This is a genomic window from Streptomyces sp. NPDC037083, assembly GCF_055606485.1.
Window position 1 is genome coordinate 129229 of record NZ_JBVJSQ010000010.1, and the last position, 17443, is coordinate 146671.

The 17443-nt window shown below is 73.3% G+C and carries 16 protein-coding genes; 7 read left to right on the forward strand and 9 right to left on the reverse strand.

Annotated elements, in window-relative coordinates; genetic code table 11:
- The first annotated feature begins 17 nt into the window (after positions 1-17).
- From ACZ7DE_RS25950 to ACZ7DE_RS25960, 3 genes are all read left to right on the forward strand, one after another.
- Positions 18-1667 carry a serine/threonine-protein kinase gene (locus tag ACZ7DE_RS25950; RefSeq protein WP_470765131.1) on the forward strand — a complete coding sequence of 550 codons (1650 nt, stop codon included), beginning with the start codon at positions 18-20 and terminating at the stop codon, positions 1665-1667.
- Positions 1664-2506: a hypothetical protein gene (locus ACZ7DE_RS25955; protein WP_470765133.1), complete on the forward strand. Its 843-nt coding sequence runs from the start codon at positions 1664-1666 to the stop codon at positions 2504-2506. The genes ACZ7DE_RS25950 and ACZ7DE_RS25955 overlap by 4 nt, the downstream gene beginning before the upstream one ends.
- 81 nt (positions 2507-2587) lie before the next feature.
- Positions 2588-3754, forward strand: a complete 1167-nt coding sequence (locus ACZ7DE_RS25960; protein ID WP_470765519.1) for an MFS transporter — start codon at positions 2588-2590, stop codon at positions 3752-3754.
- 66 nt (positions 3755-3820) lie between these two features.
- Here the strand turns inward: ACZ7DE_RS25960 and ACZ7DE_RS25965 are convergent, their stop codons facing one another.
- Positions 3821-4369: a DUF4232 domain-containing protein gene (locus ACZ7DE_RS25965; protein ID WP_470765135.1), complete on the reverse strand. Its 549-nt coding sequence runs from the start codon at positions 4367-4369 to the stop codon at positions 3821-3823.
- Between the two features lie 250 nt (positions 4370-4619).
- Between ACZ7DE_RS25965 and ACZ7DE_RS25970 the strand changes: the two genes are divergently transcribed.
- Positions 4620-6047, forward strand: a complete 1428-nt coding sequence (locus ACZ7DE_RS25970; protein ID WP_470765137.1) for a helix-turn-helix domain-containing protein — start codon at positions 4620-4622, stop codon at positions 6045-6047.
- 88 nt (positions 6048-6135) lie between these two features.
- Here ACZ7DE_RS25970 and ACZ7DE_RS25975 read toward each other — a convergent pair whose 3' ends face one another.
- Both ACZ7DE_RS25975 and ACZ7DE_RS25980 read right to left on the reverse strand, forming a co-directional pair.
- Positions 6136-6963, reverse strand: coding sequence for an MBL fold metallo-hydrolase (locus tag ACZ7DE_RS25975; protein WP_470765139.1), 828 nt, complete (start codon positions 6961-6963; stop codon positions 6136-6138).
- 166 nt (positions 6964-7129) lie between these two features.
- The gene (locus tag ACZ7DE_RS25980; RefSeq protein WP_470765141.1) at positions 7130-8602 is read right to left on the reverse strand and encodes an MFS transporter; all 1473 of its coding nucleotides are present in this window, start codon (positions 8600-8602) and stop codon (positions 7130-7132) included.
- A 144-nt stretch (positions 8603-8746) separates the two neighbouring features.
- Between ACZ7DE_RS25980 and ACZ7DE_RS25985 the strand changes: the two genes are divergently transcribed.
- Complete coding sequence (locus ACZ7DE_RS25985) at positions 8747-9691, forward strand: LysR family transcriptional regulator (RefSeq protein WP_470765143.1); 945 nt, start codon at positions 8747-8749, stop codon at positions 9689-9691.
- 401 nt (positions 9692-10092) lie between these two features.
- Here ACZ7DE_RS25985 and ACZ7DE_RS25990 read toward each other — a convergent pair whose 3' ends face one another.
- The 3 genes from ACZ7DE_RS25990 to ACZ7DE_RS26000 all read right to left on the reverse strand — a co-directional run bounded on the left by ACZ7DE_RS25990 (position 10093) and on the right by ACZ7DE_RS26000 (position 13069).
- Positions 10093-10899 (reverse strand): AfsR/SARP family transcriptional regulator, encoded by an 807-nt coding sequence (locus tag ACZ7DE_RS25990; protein WP_470765144.1) that lies wholly within the window; start codon positions 10897-10899, stop codon positions 10093-10095.
- 152 nt (positions 10900-11051) lie between these two features.
- Entirely contained in the window at positions 11052-12173 is a 1122-nt protein-coding gene (locus tag ACZ7DE_RS25995) for an IS701 family transposase (protein ID WP_470765146.1), read from the reverse strand.
- Between the two features lie 284 nt (positions 12174-12457).
- A complete protein-coding gene (locus ACZ7DE_RS26000; protein WP_470765148.1) occupies positions 12458-13069 on the reverse strand; it encodes a TetR family transcriptional regulator in 612 nt (203 codons plus the stop codon).
- 200 nt (positions 13070-13269) lie between these two features.
- Between ACZ7DE_RS26000 and ACZ7DE_RS26005 the strand changes: the two genes are divergently transcribed.
- Complete coding sequence (locus tag ACZ7DE_RS26005) at positions 13270-14019, forward strand: SDR family NAD(P)-dependent oxidoreductase (RefSeq protein WP_470765150.1); 750 nt, start codon at positions 13270-13272, stop codon at positions 14017-14019.
- Between the two features lie 113 nt (positions 14020-14132).
- Here ACZ7DE_RS26005 and ACZ7DE_RS26010 read toward each other — a convergent pair whose 3' ends face one another.
- On the reverse strand, positions 14133-14969 hold the full coding sequence (locus tag ACZ7DE_RS26010; RefSeq protein WP_470765152.1) for an HAD family hydrolase: 837 nt from the start codon (positions 14967-14969) through the stop codon (positions 14133-14135).
- Positions 14966-15652: a ScbR family autoregulator-binding transcription factor gene (locus tag ACZ7DE_RS26015; RefSeq protein WP_470765154.1), complete on the reverse strand. Its 687-nt coding sequence runs from the start codon at positions 15650-15652 to the stop codon at positions 14966-14968. The genes ACZ7DE_RS26010 and ACZ7DE_RS26015 overlap by 4 nt, the downstream gene beginning before the upstream one ends.
- Positions 15653-15768: 116 nt before the next feature.
- Here ACZ7DE_RS26015 and ACZ7DE_RS26020 point away from each other — a divergent pair, with 116 nt between their 5' ends.
- Positions 15769-16698 (forward strand): ScbA/BarX family gamma-butyrolactone biosynthesis protein, encoded by a 930-nt coding sequence (locus tag ACZ7DE_RS26020; RefSeq protein WP_470765155.1) that lies wholly within the window; start codon positions 15769-15771, stop codon positions 16696-16698.
- Here ACZ7DE_RS26020 and ACZ7DE_RS26025 read toward each other — a convergent pair.
- The gene (locus ACZ7DE_RS26025; protein WP_470765157.1) at positions 16658-17398 is read right to left on the reverse strand and encodes an HAD family hydrolase; all 741 of its coding nucleotides are present in this window, start codon (positions 17396-17398) and stop codon (positions 16658-16660) included. The genes ACZ7DE_RS26020 and ACZ7DE_RS26025 overlap by 41 nt on opposite strands.
- Between the last annotated feature and the right edge of the window lie 45 nt (positions 17399-17443).

Below are 17443 nucleotides of genomic sequence, written 5' to 3' on the forward strand. Positions count from 1 at the left end.
CGCCTTGGGGGGTTGGTATGGACACATGGGCAGTGCCCGGATACACCGAGTCGCTGGAGCTCGGGGCGGGCGCCAGCGGGCGCGTCGTGCTGGCCGTGCACGAGGAGACCGGCGTACCGGTCGCGGTCAAGTACCTCAGCGAGTCGCTGCGCACGAGGCCGGGCTTCGTGCACGAGTTCAGGGCGGAGGCACGGCTCCTCGGCGGACTGGAGAGCCCGTACGTCGCCGGGTTGTACGAGTACGTGGAGAGCCCGGACGGCGCCGCCATCGTGATGGAGCTGGTGGACGGTGTCTCGCTGCGGACCATGCTGACCCGGGCGGCCCCGCTCGACCCCGAGGCCGCGCTCGTGGTCCTCAAGGGATCGCTGCTCGGTCTGGCCGACGCGCACCGGGTCGGCGTCGTCCACCGCGACTACAAGCCGGAGAACGTCCTGGTCAAGCCGGACGGTTCGTCCAGGCTCGTCGACTTCGGGATCGCGGTGGACGTCGGCGCCAGCGCCGGCGCGGCGGGGACCCCCTCGTACATGGCCCCGGAGCAGTGGACCGGCGCACCCGCCTCTCCCGCCGCCGACGTGTACGCGGCCACGGCCACGTTCTTCGAGTGCCTGACGAGCCACCGGCCCTACTCGGGTGACAACCTCGCCGAACTCGCCCTGCAGCACGTCGACGCTCCGATCCCCGTCGACGAGGTCCCCGAGGCGGTGCGGGAACTGGTGCGGCGTGGCCTCGCCAAGGACCCGGTGGAACGTCCCGACCACGCCGAGGAGTTCGTCGCGGAGCTGGAGGCGGCCGCCGGCGCCGCCTACGGGCCCGACTGGGAAGAGCGCGGTCGCGGCCGGCTCGCCGCGGTGGTGGCACTGCTGCCGCTGCTGCTGCCCTCGGCCCGCAGCGCCCCGCAGACCACCACGGACACCGCCCGCACGGTCCTGAGCCGGCAACCGGGCCCCGGCCGGTCGCAGTCGTGGTTGCCCGGCCGGGCGGGGATGCTCGTCTCCGGTGCGGCCGTGGTCCTGGGCGTCCTCCTGTCCTACGGCCTCCAGCACACCCCGGGAGCGGCTCCGCAGCAGGCGGCGAAGGCCCTGGCCACCACCAGTGCCCAACCCGCCGCGGACTCCGGGGAGCCCACCGCGCCGGCCGCGTCGGCCTCGGCCACCGCCTCCCCGTCCCCGACGTCCACGCCTTCCCCCACCTTGTCGGCCTCGGCCACGGCGACCGCCGGTACCGGCGAGCCCTCGGCGTCCGCGAGCACGGCTCCGTCGGGGGAAACGACGACGCCCGGCGAGCCGACCATCGAGGCGACGCCGACCACGGCGTCCCCCACCGTGTCCGCGCCGTCCGCTCCCGCCGTCAAGGACGTCGCGGTGACGGGCTTCCGGCAGACGGGTTCGACGACCGCCACGGCGACCATCGGCATCACCACGGACGGCACCGGCCCGTTCTCCGTCACCGTCTCGTGGTTCACGAGCGACACCGCGAGAGGACTGGGCACCGCGGACGGCGCGTCCCAGACCTTCGAGCGCAGCGGCGCCACCCAGTACACCCTCACCGTCGACCACACCTTCCAGAACCAGGGCTGCTACTGGGCGGTGCGGGTCACGACCACTCCGGCCTCCGCCGACGGCGGCGCCTCGCAGCAGCTTCTGACCAGGCAGTGTGATATCCGATGACCGCTCCGAACGACCGCGCCCCCGCGTCCGCCGAGAACAGCGAGCCCACCCGTGTGCTCACCCCGGCCGATGAGCCCGCCGTCACGGTGAGCCTGGCTCCGGCCGATGAGCCCGCCGTCACGGTGAGCCTGGCTCCGGCCGACGAGCCCGCTGTCACGGTGAGCCTGGCTCCGGCCGATGAGCCCGCCCCGGTCGACGTACACGGCTCCGCCGACGCCGAGTACAGCGCCACCGTGCTGGCCAGTCACTGGATCCAGAGGCCCGAGCCGGAAACCACCCTCGTCGGACCGCCCGCCACGGAGATCCTGCCGACGCCGACGCCGACGCCGACGCCCGATCGTGTCGAAGGCACCGTGCTGCGTTTCGGCCCGGGCGTGACCGCCGCCGTCGCGCAACGCACCCACAGGACGCTGCCCGCCGTGCCGACGCCTGCCGCGCCGCCCTCGCGCCGGCGTCTGCGCAGACACGCCCTGCCGGCCCTGGTGCTGATCTCGGTCATCGCGTTCCTCGCCTGGCAGCGTCTCGGGCCGTCCGTCGCGGTGCGCACGGTGGAGGTCACGGCCGGCCCGACGGTTCTGGGGTGCGACGGCACCGCGGACATCGTCGGCGTCGTCACCACGAACGGCCGTCCGGGCACGCTCTCCTACCGCTGGACCCGAAGCGACGGCACCACCTCGGGCGTCCTGCGGGAAGTGGTGGTCCGGGGCCAGCGGCAGGCACGGCTGCACCTGCTGTGGACCTTCCAGGGCAAGGGCCACTACGCGGCCCGGGCCGAACTCCACATCCTTTCCCCCCTCGACCGCACCACCACCGGCCGCCTCACCTACGACTGCTCCTGACCGATCGTCACCGTTTGGTGCAGAAGGGGGCCGTCGAGGGGGTGTCGTGGGCGGGACGGGAGGGGAGACAGGGCGGTGGGGATGCGGCCGTGGCGGTTTGTGGTGTGGTTCGGCACGGTCAGTCTGCTCGCGGACTTCGTCTATGAGGGCGCGCGCTCGATCACCGGCCCGTTGCTGGCCTCGCTCGGTGCGTCGGCGCTGGTGGTGGGTGTGGTGACGGGCGCGGGTGAGGCGGCGGCGCTGGGGCTGCGGCTGGTCTCCGGCCCGCTGGCGGACCGCACCCGCCGCTTCTGGGGGCTGGCGATCGCCGGATACGCCCTGACCGTGGTCTGCGTACCCTTCCTGGGCGTCGTCGGAGCGCTGTGGGCGGCGTGCGCGCTGGTGATCGCCGAGCGGGTGGGCAAGGCGGTGCGCTCGCCCGCGAAGGACACGTTGCTCTCGCACGCCACCGCCGCGACCGGACGCGGGCGCGGCTTCGCCGTGCACGAGGCGATGGACCAGGTCGGCGCGCTGGTCGGACCGCTCGTGGTGGCCGGCATGCTCGCGCTCACCGGCGGCGACTACGGGCCGTCGCTCGGAGTGCTCGCCCTTCCGGGCGCCGCGGTGCTGGGACTGCTGGTGTGGCTGCGGGCGAGGGTGCCCGACCCGGAGGCCTACGAGCGGGCGGCGACGCCGCATGCCGGCGCGGCGGAGCAGCCGGACGGCCCGTTTCCGGCCGCGTTCTGGACGTATGCGGCCTTCACCGCCGCCACCACGGCAGGGTTCGCCACCTTCGGCGTGCTCTCGTACCACCTGGTCGAGCGGCACCTCGTGGCAGCGGCCTGGGTGCCGGTGCTCTACGCCGCGGCCATGGCCGTCGACGCCGTCGCCGCGCTGCTGACCGGTTGGCTGTACGACCGCCACGGCGCGCGCGTGCTGGTGGCGTTGCCCCCGTTGACCGCCGCCGTCGCGGTGCTGGCGTTCACCGACACGGTCGCGATCGCGGTGACCGGGGCGTTGGTCTGGGGAGCGGTCATGGGCATCCAGGAGTCCACCCTGCGCGCCACGGTCGCGGACTTGGTGCCCAGCCGGCGGCGGGCGACGGCCTACGGTCTGTTCGCCGGTGTCGTCGGCGCGGCGAGCCTGGCCGGTGGCGCGCTGACCGGCGGCCTGTACGGCTACTCGATCCCCTTGCTGATCACGGTCGTCGTCGCCGTTCAGGTGCTCGCCGTGCTGCTGCTGGCCGCCACGTCGGTGACGCGCCGCTGACCCGGGCAGGGGCTCGGGCCGGCGGCACGCCGCTCCTCGGACGCCGTGGCGACGTGGGCGGGACGGTTACCAGGACAGGGCGTCCGCCGGGTTGTCCTGCCAGTAGGTGACGGTGGCCGCGCTGTTGAAGAGGACACCGCCGTTGGGCAGCTTCAGGGTCTTCTCCGTGCCGGTCGCGGCGCCCTTGCCGTCGGCGAAGAACACGCCCAGGGTCTTCGTGGTGCCGCCCCCTTCGCCGTCGGGGGAGAACGTGGTGATGCCCGCGTACGCGGACTCGCCGGGCTTGAGCGTCAGCACGGCCTGCGGCGTGGTCTCCTCGGCCCACGGCAGCGGGGCCTGGGCGTCGGCGCCGGCCCTCAGGAAGGGGGCGCTGTAGGCGTAGCAGGGCTTCGTGCCGGTGTTGGTCGCCTTGAGCAGCAGGTGGTTGATCGGGCGGGACACCTCGGTGACGGTCAGTCCGGTGTTCGCCGTGGTGCAGGTGACGACCGAGGACGCCTTCCCGGTGGCGGCGGAGGCGGCCTGCCCCGCGGCCTGGAGGCCGACGAGCGCGAGGGCCGCGGCGACGACCATGGAGGAGGCGGCCGTGCGGGAGACGGGACGAGAGGCGATGCGCATGAGTGGACTGCTCTTTCTGAACATGTGGGCCTGAAGATGTGGGCGCGCCGGAAGTGCGGGCCCTGAAGGCTGAGTTGAGCAAGGCCGCTCACCATGTCCGGTGAGGCGCCGTGCTTGGATGGCTCAAGCCTGTGCCGCGCGGCGTCCCGTCCGCCATTCCATTGGGAATTTCGGGACGCCGGGATGCGCGAATCGGCTCTGACCTGGGGAAACGCGACCTTCCTGGGATGCCGAACGGAATGGAGGACCGGTGGGGGCGGCTGAGGAGATCGCTGATTTCGCGGCGCTGCTGCGGGAGTTGAAGCAGCGGTCCGGGCTGAGTTACGAGGCTCTGGCGAAGCGGGCGCACATGAGCACCTCGACGCTGCACCGGTACTGCAAGGGGGAAGGAGTGCCGGCCGACAACGCGGCGGTCGCCCGCTTCGCCCGGGTGTGCAGGGCGACTCCGGCCGAACTGATCGAGTTGCACCGGCTCTGGGTCCTGGCGGACGCGGCACGCGACCGTGCGCGGCGGGCCGCGGCGGACGCGGAACCGGACTCCACGGCCCCGGCCGCAGGGTCCACGCCGGAAGCGTCCCCGCCGGGAGCCGCCTTGACGGAAACGCCCCCGCCTGGAGGGCCTTTGGCGGAAGCGTCCCCGCCGGGGGCGTCCCCGTCGGCAGCGTCGCCGTCGGGAGCGTCCGCGGCCGGGTCGGCCCCGGAGGCGCGGTCCGCGCAGACAGGCACGAACGAAGCCCGGCCGGGGGCCGTGTCGGACGGTCCGTCCCGCACGTCGGCACTGGGCCGGATCGCCCGCAGGCGGTGGCCCCTCGTCATGGCGGGCACCGCCGTTGCCGTCGCCGTGTCCACCGCGCTCACGGTCGGCCTGCAGGGACGGGGAACGGGCCTGGCGCAGGACGGTCGTCCGGCCGGCACCGTGACCTCCGCAGGGCAACCGCACTCCACCTCCCCCACGACGCACCCTCCGGCCGTGTCCCCTTCCGTGCGGCCGAGCCGCTCCCCGGACCCGGCCCCGGCCGCCACGACGCCCGGCGCCGAGACGGGGCACGGCACTGGCGCCCAGGGCGCCGGTGCGGCGGCCCCGCTGACGGTGACCACCCGCACCTACGCCTGGGACGACCCGCAGTGCGAGGGGAAGTACCTGATCGACCGGCCGCCCGCCGAGGTCTCGCCGCCGGTGATGGGGCAGGACGTGCCGGGCTGGGTGAACGCGCACGGCGCCGTCGCCGCCGACGGTCAGCGGGTGGCGCTGACCGTCCAGGGCGTCGGGGACGAGACCGTCGTCATCGAGTCCCTGCACGTCCGTGTCGTCGACTCGGTCGCGCCCCCGGCCTGGAACGCCTACCTGGGGTCGTCGGGCTGCGGCGGGGGCGTGGAGACGAGGTCGTTCGGCACCGACCTCGACGCCGCTCACCCCACGATCGTGCCGAAGGCGGGTCAGCGCGGCGTCCCGTACAAGGTCAGCCGGTCCGATCCCGAGGTGCTGTACATCACCGCCCGGGTCGGCGCCCACGACGTGCGGTGGTACGTGGAGCTGCTGTGGTCCAGCGGCGGACGGCAGGGGACCGTGCGGATCGACGACCACGGAAAGCCGTTCCGTACCAGCGGCAGCCCGGGCCGTCCCGTCTACGAGCATCTGCTCGGCGGCACGGAGTGGTTCCGCGTGGCGGAGAACTGATCTCCGGGGTCTTTCCCGCGCTCGGCCCCAGGCACGTCAGGCGGAAGTCGGGCGCGCGTCGGTCGCACGTCAGGCGGGTCCCCGTGCGTCACAGCGGATGCCAGACCGCGTTCTCCCCGTGCGGTCGCACCCTGCCGAAGACGACATCGGCGAAGTGGATGCCGAATCCGAGGGTGTCCGGGCGCAGGAGCTCGGCGATCAGACGGCGGCGTCGGCGCTCGGAGCGGGCGGGGTCGGCGTCGGAGACCGCGGACCACTCGGGGTGCCGTATCTGGAGGGAGGAGAGCAGGGCGTCGCCGAAGGCGAGCAGTCGGGTGCCTTGGGAGGCGATGACGAATCCCGTGTGGCCGGCGGTGTGGCCGGGCAGGGCGACGGCGTGGACGCCGGGGAAGATCTCCTCGCCGGCGAGCACCAGCCTCGTCCGGGGTTCGAGGGCCGCCACCGCGGGGTCGCGGTGGTCCCATTCGGCCTTGGGGACCACGAAGGTGGCCCGGGTGAACAGGGGCGGGTCGACGCAGGCCCAGCCGATGTGGTCGGGGTGGAGGTGGGTGAAGGCCACCGTCTCGATGTCCTCGGGCGACCGGCCGAGCAGGGCGAGGTTGCCGGGCAGCGAGCCGCCGTGCACCGCGCCTCGGTCGGGGTGGTCGGGGTGCTCGGGCACCGCGCGCGGGCCGAACCCGGCGTCGATCAGCAGGGCCCGGGCACCGTGCTCGACGAGCAGCCCGCCGGTGTTGGCGACGAGACGGCGCGTGTCGTTGAGGTAGGCGCCGTACCTGCCCAAGCGGCGGTCGACGGCCGCGGGCAGGGCGCCGGCCGGCTTCAGCAGCATCGCCCCGTCGGGCACGTAGCTGACCTTCAGCTCACCCACGCGCAGGGTACGCACGGCGGAGGGCCTGCGCAGTCGGCTGTCGTTCACGGATGGTCTCCTCGCAGGCGGCGAAGGCGCCCGGCGCGGCTCGGACACGGGGGCGGCGCGGCCGTCCGCCGAGAGGCGGCGGACGGCCGCGCCGGGTGCGCGGACGGTTCCGGCGGGTGCGGGGACGGTTCCGGCGGGCGGTGCCGTGTGCCGGACACGGGACGGCCTAGACCGTGGTCCGCTTGCGCAGTACGGCGCCGACGAGCAGGGCGCCGACGAGGGTGACGACACCGGCCGTGACCATGCCCGCGTGCAGCCCGCCCAGGATGTCGGCGCGGGACGGGACGGCGCCCGAGGAGAGGGCGTTGGTGCGGGCGGCGGCGATCGCGCTCAGCCCCGAGACGCCGATCGCGGCCACGTACTGCGGCAGCTGCGACAGGCCGCCGACGACGCCCTGGTCCTCCTCGGTGACGCCCGTGGTCATGACGGTGATGAAGGAGACGACGCTGAAGACGTGGCCGAGACCCATGACGGAGGAGGTGACGAGCAGGGCGGCCAGGTTCACGTCCTCGGGCAGGGCGAACATCGCGACCGTGCCGACGCCCTGGATGAGCAGGCCCGCGGCCAGTACCTTCACCCCGCCGAACCGGCCGAGCAGCCGGGCCACGTACATGCCGCCGAGCGTGGCGGCGGCGCCCTCGCCGAGGTAGCTCAGGCCGGCCTCCAGGGCGGTGAAGCCCAGCACGTCCTGCATGTACAGGCTCAGCAGCACGGTCGTACCGGCGCACATGCCGAAGGTGATGACACCGAACAGCCCCGACCACTTCACGGACGGCCGGTTCAGCACGGACAGCGGCACCAGCGGCTCCGGGTGGCGTCGCTCGACCAGCAGGAACGCGGCCAGCAGCACCAGGCCGCCGACGATCGGGCCGAGTGCCGCGGGGCGGGTCCAGCCCTCGTCACCGCCGGTGGAGATGCCGTAGACCAGGCCGAACAGGCCGAACGTGGCCAGGATCGCGCCCGGGATGTCCATCCGGCGGGCGGCGCCGGACTCGTGGATCGCCGGCAGGGCCAGCGCGCCGGCCAGCGCCAGCGCGCCCATCACGCACAGCGCGACCATGGTCCAGCGCCAGCTGAAGCCGTTGGTGATGACACCGCCGCCGAGCGCGCCGAACACGAAGCCCAGCGACATGACGGCGCCGTTGAGGCCCAGGGCGCGGGCACGCTTGGGGCCCTCCTGGAAGTAGCCGGTCATCAGGGCGATGGCGGACGGGGCGATCATCGCGGCGGCGGTGCCCTGGCCGATGCGGGTGGCGATCAGCACGCCGGGGCTGTTGGCGAGGGCGGCGCCGAGGGAGAACAGGGTGAAGACGGCGACGCCGAGGGTGAACAGGCGCTTGCGGCCGATCAGGTCGGCGACCCGGGCGAACAGGGGCAGCAGGCTCGCCGACGGCAGCAGGCTGGCGGTGGCCACCCACTGCAGGGTGCCGGCCGAGGAGAAGCCGAGGGCGGTGCCGATGTCGGGCAGGGCGACGGTGACGATGGAGAAGTCCAGGCCGCACATGAAGGTGGCGCAGCACAGGGTGATCAGCACCAGCCACTCGTGCGCCCCGAAGGCCGCGCCGTCGGCGACGGGCTCGGGTGGTGCGGCGGCCTCGCGTGTGGGGTGGGAGGGGGGTGAGGACTCGGTGACGGCCATGAGAGCGGTCCTTCCTGATGATCTCGCTGGTCGGTCCAGCTTCGAATCGCGGGACCTGCGCAACAAGGACGATCTGTGCAACGATCGATTCGCTGGGCTCATCGTTCGAGGTCACGGAACTGAGGGGGTGCGGGAGAACCGGTCATGGAACGCCAGGAGATCGAGATTTTCCTGACCCTCGCCGAGGAACTGCACTTCGGGCGGACCGCCGAGAGCGTGGGCGTCTCGCAGAGCCGGGTCAGTCAGACCATCGCCCGGCTGGAGCGCCGTATCGGCGCCAAACTGTTCGACCGCACCAGCCGTCAGGTCGTGCTCACGCCCATCGGGGAGCAGCTCAGGGACGATCTCGCGCCCGCGTGGCGGGGGGTCGAGGAGGCCGTCGCCAGGGCCATGGCGGCGGGGCGGGGGATCAGCGGCTCGCTGCGGATCGGTTTCTCCGGCGCGTTCACGGGCCATCTGCTGCACAGCATCGCCGAGGTGTTCGGGGGCCGGTACCCGGATGTGGACGTGCAGATACGGCAGGTGCAGATCTCGGACCCCTACGGTCCGCTGCGTTCGGGGGACGTCGAGCTCCAGGTCACCGAACCTCCGCTGGCCGAGCCGGATCTGACGCTGGGTCCGGTGCTGGTGTCGCAGCGGAGGGTGCTGCTGATGTCGTCCGGGCACCCGTTCGCCCGGCGGGAGTCGCTGAGCGTGGAGGACCTGGCGGAGGCGACGCTGCTGACGGTCGCCGGGAACGTGCCGGCGCACTGGCTGGACCACCACTTCCCGCGGCAGACGCCGTCGGGGCGGCCGATCCCGCACGGGCAGGCCATGACGCACTGGGAGGACGCGCTCTCCCTCGTTCTCGCGGGCAAGGGCGTGACCCCGGTGGCGGCCGCCGGCGCGCACTACTACAGCCGTCCGGGCCTGGTCTTCAAGCCGTTCACGGACGCCCCGGGCATCGACTACGCCTTCGTCTGGCCCACCGGCCACGAGACGGCCCGGCTGCGGGCCTTCGTCCAGGTGGCCATGGAGCGGGTACGCGCGGTGGGCGGCCCCTCGCGGGCCGTGGAGAGCTTGTGGCCGAACGGGACGACGGCCGTCTGAGGCCGTCGCCGGAGCTTGATCGCCACACGGCTGATCCGAGCCGAGGACGCCCCGGGGACGGCGGCGGAGCCGCACCGTCCAGCACCCTGCGCGCGACGGTCCCGCACGGCGGTCCTGCGCGCGACGGTCCCGCACGGCGGTCCTGCGCGCGACGGTCCCGCACGGCGGTCCTGCGCGCGACGGTCCCGCACGGCGGTCACGGCGGTCCTGCCCACGGCGGTCCGGGTGGCGGCCGACGGGCAGCGACGGCGGGCGCGGACAGCGGTCAGCGGTCAGCGGTCAGCGGGAGGATCGGCCAGGACGTGCGGGCCTCGATGCCCTCGGACGCAGTCCCGCGGGCCCGGTCCCACGAGCCTCCTCACACCATCCCCCGGATCACCGGGGACAGGGGTGCGGGTGGGTCACTGCAGGACGCCCGCGCCTGCGGCGGTGAGGTAGCGCTGGTCGGGGCTGTCCTGGAGCATCACGTGGTGGAGGGTCGTGGTGGAGGGCGACGGGGGGATGCCGAGGTCGTCCGTCATACGGCGGTGCAGGGACTGGTAGACCTCCAGCGCGCTTGCACGGCGGCCCGAGGCGTAGAGCGCCCGCATCAGCTGGGTGTGCAGGTTCTCGTGGTACGGGTGCTCGTCGACGAGGGCGACGGCCTCCCCGACCGCCTCCTGGAAGCGCCGGCACAGCAGCAGCGCGTCGATCCGCGCCTCGCAGGCCGCGAGGTGCGCCTCGTTCAGCACTCTGGCCTGGACGGTGAGCCGACTGCCGAGCCGGACGTTCCCGAAGGGCGCCCCGCGCCACACGGCCAGCGCCTCGCCGAGCACCTCGGCGGCGGCGTGCGCCTCGCGCTTGTCCAGCAGGCCCCGGGCCTCCAGGACCAGCCGCTCGAAGCGGGGCCGGTCCCATTCGTCGGGCCGCAGGCGCAGCACATAGCCGTTGCCGTCGGTGACCAGCCGGTGGTCGGCGATCTCACGGGCGCTGGTGCCGGCGCCGGCGGCCAGCGCCTTGCGTATCGCCCCGATGTAGGTCTGCAGGGCGGTGGTGGCGGTGCGGGGCGGCTCGCCGTCCCACACCTCGCTCAGCAGCGCCGGCACGGACACACGGTGGTTGGCCTTGGCCATGAGCAGGGCGAGCACCTGCCGCTGCTTGGGCGCGCTGGGGGTGACGTCACGCCCCTGCTCGCGGATGTCGATCGGTCCGAGGACACGGAACTCCACAGCCCCTCCTCAAGGTTGGGTGTCACCGCCCGGCGCGCCGAGCGGCGTACGGGCGAACGGGTCGGCGGGAGCCCTGCGTCGCTACGGGGTTCCCGTGGTGCTGTGTGGGGGGAAGGGCCGTCGATCGGCGGTCGCCGCCGGGCGGACGGCGGTCAGCAGCGGCCCGGGGCGAGGCACACCTCGTGCCCGAGCCGGCGGTGTGCCGAGGCGACGGAGACCAGCGTGGCGTGGCGGTGCCAGCCGGGGTAGGACCGGCCCGCGAAGTCGTGCAGGCCCAGTTCGGCCTCCGCGACCCCGACCCGTGCGGCCGTGGCGGAGCCGATGACCGCGAGGGCCCGGGCGCGCCATGCCGGGGGCAGGTTGGTGAGCCAGATCCGGTCGGGCCGTGGGCGGGGGCCGGTCCAGACGCCGACCAGCAGGGCCGGCCGGGTGTCCGCGGGCAGCAGCACCCGCAGGGTGGCGAACCGGGGTCGCCCGGGGGCGATGGGGGAGCCGGCCGGCGGCCGGGCGTGCCGCCGCAGCAGGTCGCCCGCCGGTTCCGGGGCCGCGTGCAGTGCCGTCGCGTCGGCCGGGTGGGCATCGGCGGCCGGGGCGAGGGACAGGGGCAGGGTGTCGGGCACGGCCACGATCCAGTCCAGGCCGCGGGCCCCGAGGCCCTCCATCACGGCGACGGCGTCGATGTGACCGTCGGTGTGGACGACCACCGGCGGCATCTCGGGTGTGGCCCGGGCCAGTTGGTCGGCGAGGGCGAGGCACAGCTCGGTCGCCGTGGCGTGGCCGGTGACCTCGGGGATGCGGGCCTGGTGCCGCAGCGCGGCGTCCTCGGTCCAGCGGCGCGGCAGGTACAGCCGCCAGTCCACGGAGAGGTCGCCGAGGTCGCCGGAGAGGAACGCGCCCACGGCCAGCTGGCAGTTGACGGTGCGTCCGAAGGCAGGCACGAAGCGCCGGTGGACGCCGGCGGACAGCGCGCCGCGCTTGGGGATGACCACGGGGGAGAGGGTCCAGGCGTGCGGGGCGGTGTGCTCGGCGACCCAGCGGGCGAGTTCGGCGCGGACCGGACGCCATGGCCAGGCGCTGTCGTTGACGAACTGCTGCAGCGACTGGGGCGCGGTCGGGGACGGCGTCACCGAGGCCGCTATGCGCCGCAGCGACTTCTTGCCCTGCGTCGTCAGCAGCCCCTTCAAGTAGACGCCTGCCCAACGCCGTTGGTCCGCCCGCGGCAGATGGGCGAAGAGCCGCTGGGCCGGCGGGACGTGCTCTGTGGCCGGATGCATGGACGGACTCCTCTCTCCCGGCAGCCGCAAATATACAGAACATTCTCTATGTTTCTAGGTCGACCACGGGGAAGGCTGTGCCGAGGGAGGGGCGTGCGACGCCCCGCTCAGGGCTCTGAGCTGCGACAGGGGCGCTGCGCCGGGCGGCGGACCTGGCGCGGAAAAATTCCGTGCGGGGCTTGGAGAGCACCGATCGACGTGATACAGCGTGTGCGCGGAACGGCGCGTTCAGTGAACACGGCCCGAGCGGAACCGGGCCTTCCGTCGGGCGGCCCGGTGAAGCGTCAGTCCGTGACCGGACCGGCGGCGGCCGGCGGGGCGAGGAGGGCGCCCAGCGCCTTCAGGGCCTGGGCCAGGCTCTCCTCGGGGCCGTCGCCGGTGATCGTGCGCAGCGCGTCGGGGGCGGTGGCGGCGGCTTCGACGCCGAGCAGGACGTGGGACAGCAGGGAGGCGGCCGCCCGCGGGGTCAGTCCGCCCTCGAGGCTCTCCTCGAACCAGGCCCGCTCCAGCGCCTCGCGCAGGTCGGGGACCCAGGAGTCGTACCAGCCGTGGTCGGCGGCGTGTCCCTCTCGGGTGAGCCGGGCGGCCGCGCGGATGCTCTGGGTGCTGCGCAGGGCGTCGGCCAGGGTCAGCACCTCGTCGAGCACGCCCTGCAGTCCCGGCGCGGGGGCGGCGCTCAGGATCACCTCGCGGGTGGCGGTCGTGCCGGCCTCCTGGACGGCGTCCGCCAGTGCCGACTTGCTGGGGAAGTGGAAGGTCAGCGCGCCCATGGTGACGCCGGCCGATCTGACGATCCGGTGCAGGGAGGTGCCGTCGTAGCCGTGCTCGGCGAATTCGGCGGCCGCGGCCCTGACGATCCGCTGCCGGGTCTGTTCGGCCCTCTCCTGCCTCGCCACGTGTGCTCGCCCCTCCTCCCGCCCCGTGTGTCGCGAACGGCCCGCGACGACACCACCATAGGTCAAGAGATTCCCAAGAGATCTGGAAAACGAGCAGCTCGGAACGTTCTTGGCAGGTTGGCCGGTAAGGGCCGCCCCATCCGGCTGACGGCCTGCCGGGCGCCTGTTTGACTGACCGTATGATCGAACGGACGTGCGTCATGAGTGACCGGGTAGTCATGATCACCGGAGCTTCGTCGGGCATCGGCGCGGCGGCGGCACGGCTCTTCGCCGAGCACGGCGCGGCCGTCGTGCTCACGGCCCGTCGCGAGGAGCAACTCGCCTCGGTGACCGAGGAGATCGAGGCCAAGGGCGGCCGGGCGGTGTACGTCCCCGGCGACATCCGCCGGGGCGAGGACGTCGAACGGGTGGTGGACACCGCGATTCAGCGCTTCGGGCGGCTGGACGCCGCCTTCAACAACGCCGGCCACGCCACGCTCGGCACCGATCTGCACGAGATGTCGGACGACGACTACGACGCCGTCATGGACGTCAACGTGCGGGGCGTGTGGAACTGCATGCGCCACCAGATCCGCGCCATGCTCGGCACCGGCGGCGGCGCGATCGTCAACACCGCGAGCGTGGCCGGTCTCATCGCCACCGGAGTGGGCGCGCCCTATGTGGCGGCCAAGCATGCGGTGATCGGTCTGACCAAGGCCGCGGCGGCCTCGTACGGGGACCGGGGCATCCGGGTCAACGCGCTGGCCGTGGGCAGCACGCTCACCGAGATGATGGAGTCGGCCATCGCGCAGATGCCCGGCGTGGAGCAGACGTTCTTCGCACGGGCCGTCCAGAAACGATTCGCCGCCCCGGTCGAGGTGGCGCATGCCGCGCTGTGGCTGTGCAGCGACGCGTCGTCCTTCGTGACCGGCGCGACCGTCCCGGTCGACGGCGGCACCCTGGCCGTCTGAGCCACGCCACGACAAGCCACCACCACACGACACGACACGACAGGGCGGGCCGACGGGCCGTCCGGGCCCCGCTTCTGCGTGGGGCGCCCGGACGGCCCGGCGGTGAAGAGGCGCTACCGGGCCGTCGGCACCAGCTCGCCGGTCCCCGCCGTCCACGGCGTGCCGGTGCCCGTCGGGCGCGGGGAGTCGGCCGACGTCGGCCACGGCGTGCCGGCTCCCGCCGTCCGCAGGGTGTCGGTCCCCGTAGGCCACGGTGTGGCGGACGCCGCGTAGGCCTCCTCGTCCACCGTGCGGAGCAGCGCGTCGTCGATCTCGTCGAGTCCGTCGACGATGTGGCGTGCGCCGGCCTGCCGCATCAGTTCGGCCTGGTGGCTGTGTTCGAACCGGGTGGGCCGGCCGATGAACGGCGCCCCGAGGGCTTTCGCCGCCTCGGCGACCCGGGCGACGTCGTCGATGAAGAGCACCTGGCCGTGCTCCAGCCCGAAGTGCGCGGTGATCTCCCGCAGTCCGGGCCGCACGTCGTTGGTGCAGAGGTAGTGGGGAGGGGTGAACAGCCCGGCGTGGGAACCGAGATGCTCGTCGAAGTGGGACTTGGCCAGGCCGCCGTAGCAGACCACGTCGAGCCCGGCGGCGCGCAGCCGTCGCAGGAGCGCCTCGGCTCCCTCGGTGACCTCCACGGGGTGATCGACGAGGTAGGCGGCGCGCTCCTCGAAGTAGGCGGCCAGGGCCTCCTCGCCGGTCAGCGCCTGCGGCACCGCCGCCGCCATGGCGCGGCCCGCGTCGGCCTGCCGCTGCGAGAACACGCTGCGCTCGACGTCGGCCGACCAGACGCCGCCGCGGCGGGTGACGAACCGGTGGATGAGCGGGCTGAAGGTGTCGTTGAGCAGGACGCCGTCGATGTTGACGGCGGCGAGTCGCAGACGGCGCAGTCGGTGCGGTCGGTCGGTCATGAGTCGGTTCCCTCCCCTTGGTCGGACGCGCTCACGGTCGTCCACAGGGACAGAGCGCGCTCCTCGCTGTTCTCGATCCCGTCGAGAGCCGAGTCGGTGGCGATGCCGGGCAGCAGCAGGCGCCACATGTTCGCCGTGCGGCGGGGCAGGTCCGCCCGCCGGGAGACGACCTGCGCGTACTCCTGCATGCCGGTGCACGCGCCTACGACGAACTCGGCCAGCTCGTCGATGCGTACGTGATCGCGCAACTCGCCCTGGGAGCGCGCCACTTCGAGGCACTCCTCGAAGCTGCGGGCCCAGACCGTGTACGGCGTGGCGTCCTGCAGGCCGAAGGCGGCCTGCTCGCCGGTCAGCCGGACGCCGGCGCGCAGCAGCGGGTCGGCCTGGAGCGAGTGCGACCAGATGAGGGTGATGTCCACCAGGCGCTGCAGGCCGGTCGTGGGCACATGCGGCTCGATGGTGCTGCGCTGGGCGTTCATCACCTCGATCGCGAGGTTCTGCTTGTCCTTGAAGTGGAAGTACAGCGCCCCCGCGGTCACGCCCGCACGCTGCAGGATCTTGTTGATCCCGGCGCCGGCGTAGCCGTACTCGTCGAAGACCTCCGCGGCCGCCTTCAAGAGCTGTTCTCGGGTGTGAATCGCGCGCTCCTGCTTGGGCGCGCGATTCGTGTTCGCTCGTGCCATGGCTGCATCCCGGTCTCGACAAGAAAAAGAACGTCCTCTATGTTACTGGCTCGTGGCGCGCCTCCGCCAGTGTGCGGGGGCAGCGCATGTCGACGCCGGAAACAGGGGGGTTCCACATGAACGAGATGGTGACGGCTGCTGTTTCGAGACCGGCCCGGGTCGCGAAGGCCCTCGTCCACAAGCACGACGTCGGCCAGGTACTGCTCTGCGACCTGAAGCGCCTGGCCGAGGACGAGTTCCTGGTCGCGGCGGACTGGACGGACGCCGGGGCTCTCGTGGCGGCCGGGGACCGCGGGGAGGAGAGCGCCGTCCTGCTCACGGAAACGATTCGGCAGACTTTTCCGCTGCTGTCGCACGCCGCCTACGACGTTCCGTTCGGCCACCGTCTGCTCTGGAGCGAGTACCGCTACGCCCTCGACCTCAGGACGCTGCGCGAGGAAGGCATCGGCGGCCGGCCCGATCTGCACATCCGCTGCTACGACGTGGTCCGCCGCCGCGGCCGGGTCTCGGCCCTGTCCCTGGACATCACCGTGCTGCGCGACGGCGAGCAACTGGCCACCGCCCACACCCGGTTCACCATCCAGCCGCCCGCCATCTACGAACGGCTGCGCGGCGCGCACGGCGACGCCCACCGCATGCTGGAGCTGGCCCGCAGCCGCCCGCTGCCGCCGCCGGTCTCCGGCGCCGGCCAGGAGTTCCGGGACGTGGTGCTCTCACCCACCGACGCCACGGACCGCTGGCAGCTGCGGGTCGACACCCACCACCCGATGTACTTCGACCACCCCAGCGACCACGCCCCGGGCATCCTCCTGCTGGAGGCGGCCAAGCAGGCCGTGCGCACCGTACGGCACCCCCGGGTCGGCGTCGCGGAGGCGATGGAGACCGTCTTCCACCGCTACGTCGAGCTCGACTCCCCCTGCTGGGTGGAGGCGCGGCATCTGCCCGACGACCAACTCGGCCGGGCGCGCTTCCTGGTGACGATGCAGCAGGAGGGCAGCCTGTGCTTCACCGCGCTGGTGTCGGTCGCCAAGGAGCCGACCGGCTGACGTTCGCGGCGCGGCCGACCCCCGGCAGCGTGCCTCCGCCCACCTCGGCGACATGGGCGCCGAGCACCATGTCGTCGCCGACGGCGACGGGATGGCCCGCGGAGCGAAGGAGGTCGAGGTCGGAGGCGTGATCGGCGTAGGCGGCGGCGTGCGAAGGGGAAACCGCGCGCCGCCGCATCAGCGCGCGCGCCAGCCGGCCCTTCTCGACGCCGATCACCGGGCGTTCCACCAGACCCGTGCAGTACCCGCCCACGTACTCCGGCTCGCTGCAGAGGATCTCGTCGGCGCCCAGCAGCTCCGCGACCGGCTCCAGACACGGCCGGAACGAGCCCGACACCAGCACGATCAGCGCCCCCTGCTCCCGGTGCCGGCGCAGGGCGGACACCACTGGCGGATGCAGCAGCGTGCCGCCGGCGATTTCCGCGTCGAACCAGGCGCGGCCGTGCGCGAACAACTCGTCGCGCGGGCGGTCCGCGTACAGCCGGTAGTACTCGCGGTTGGTGACCAGCCGTGAGACGCCCGCCGCCGACCTGCGCCGCAGGGCGCCCGCCGCTTCCTCGTAGGCGGACGGCGGCAGACCGCGCTCGCGGTAGTGGAACTCCAGGAAGCGGAACATGCTCTTGACGGTGATCAGCGTTTCGTCGACGTCGAAGAAGGCGATGTCGACGGGGGCGTTCGGTGCGCCGGGGACTTCGGACATGGGGTACGGCCTTCCGTGCGGGTGGCGGGGGAGGGTGCGGTCGGG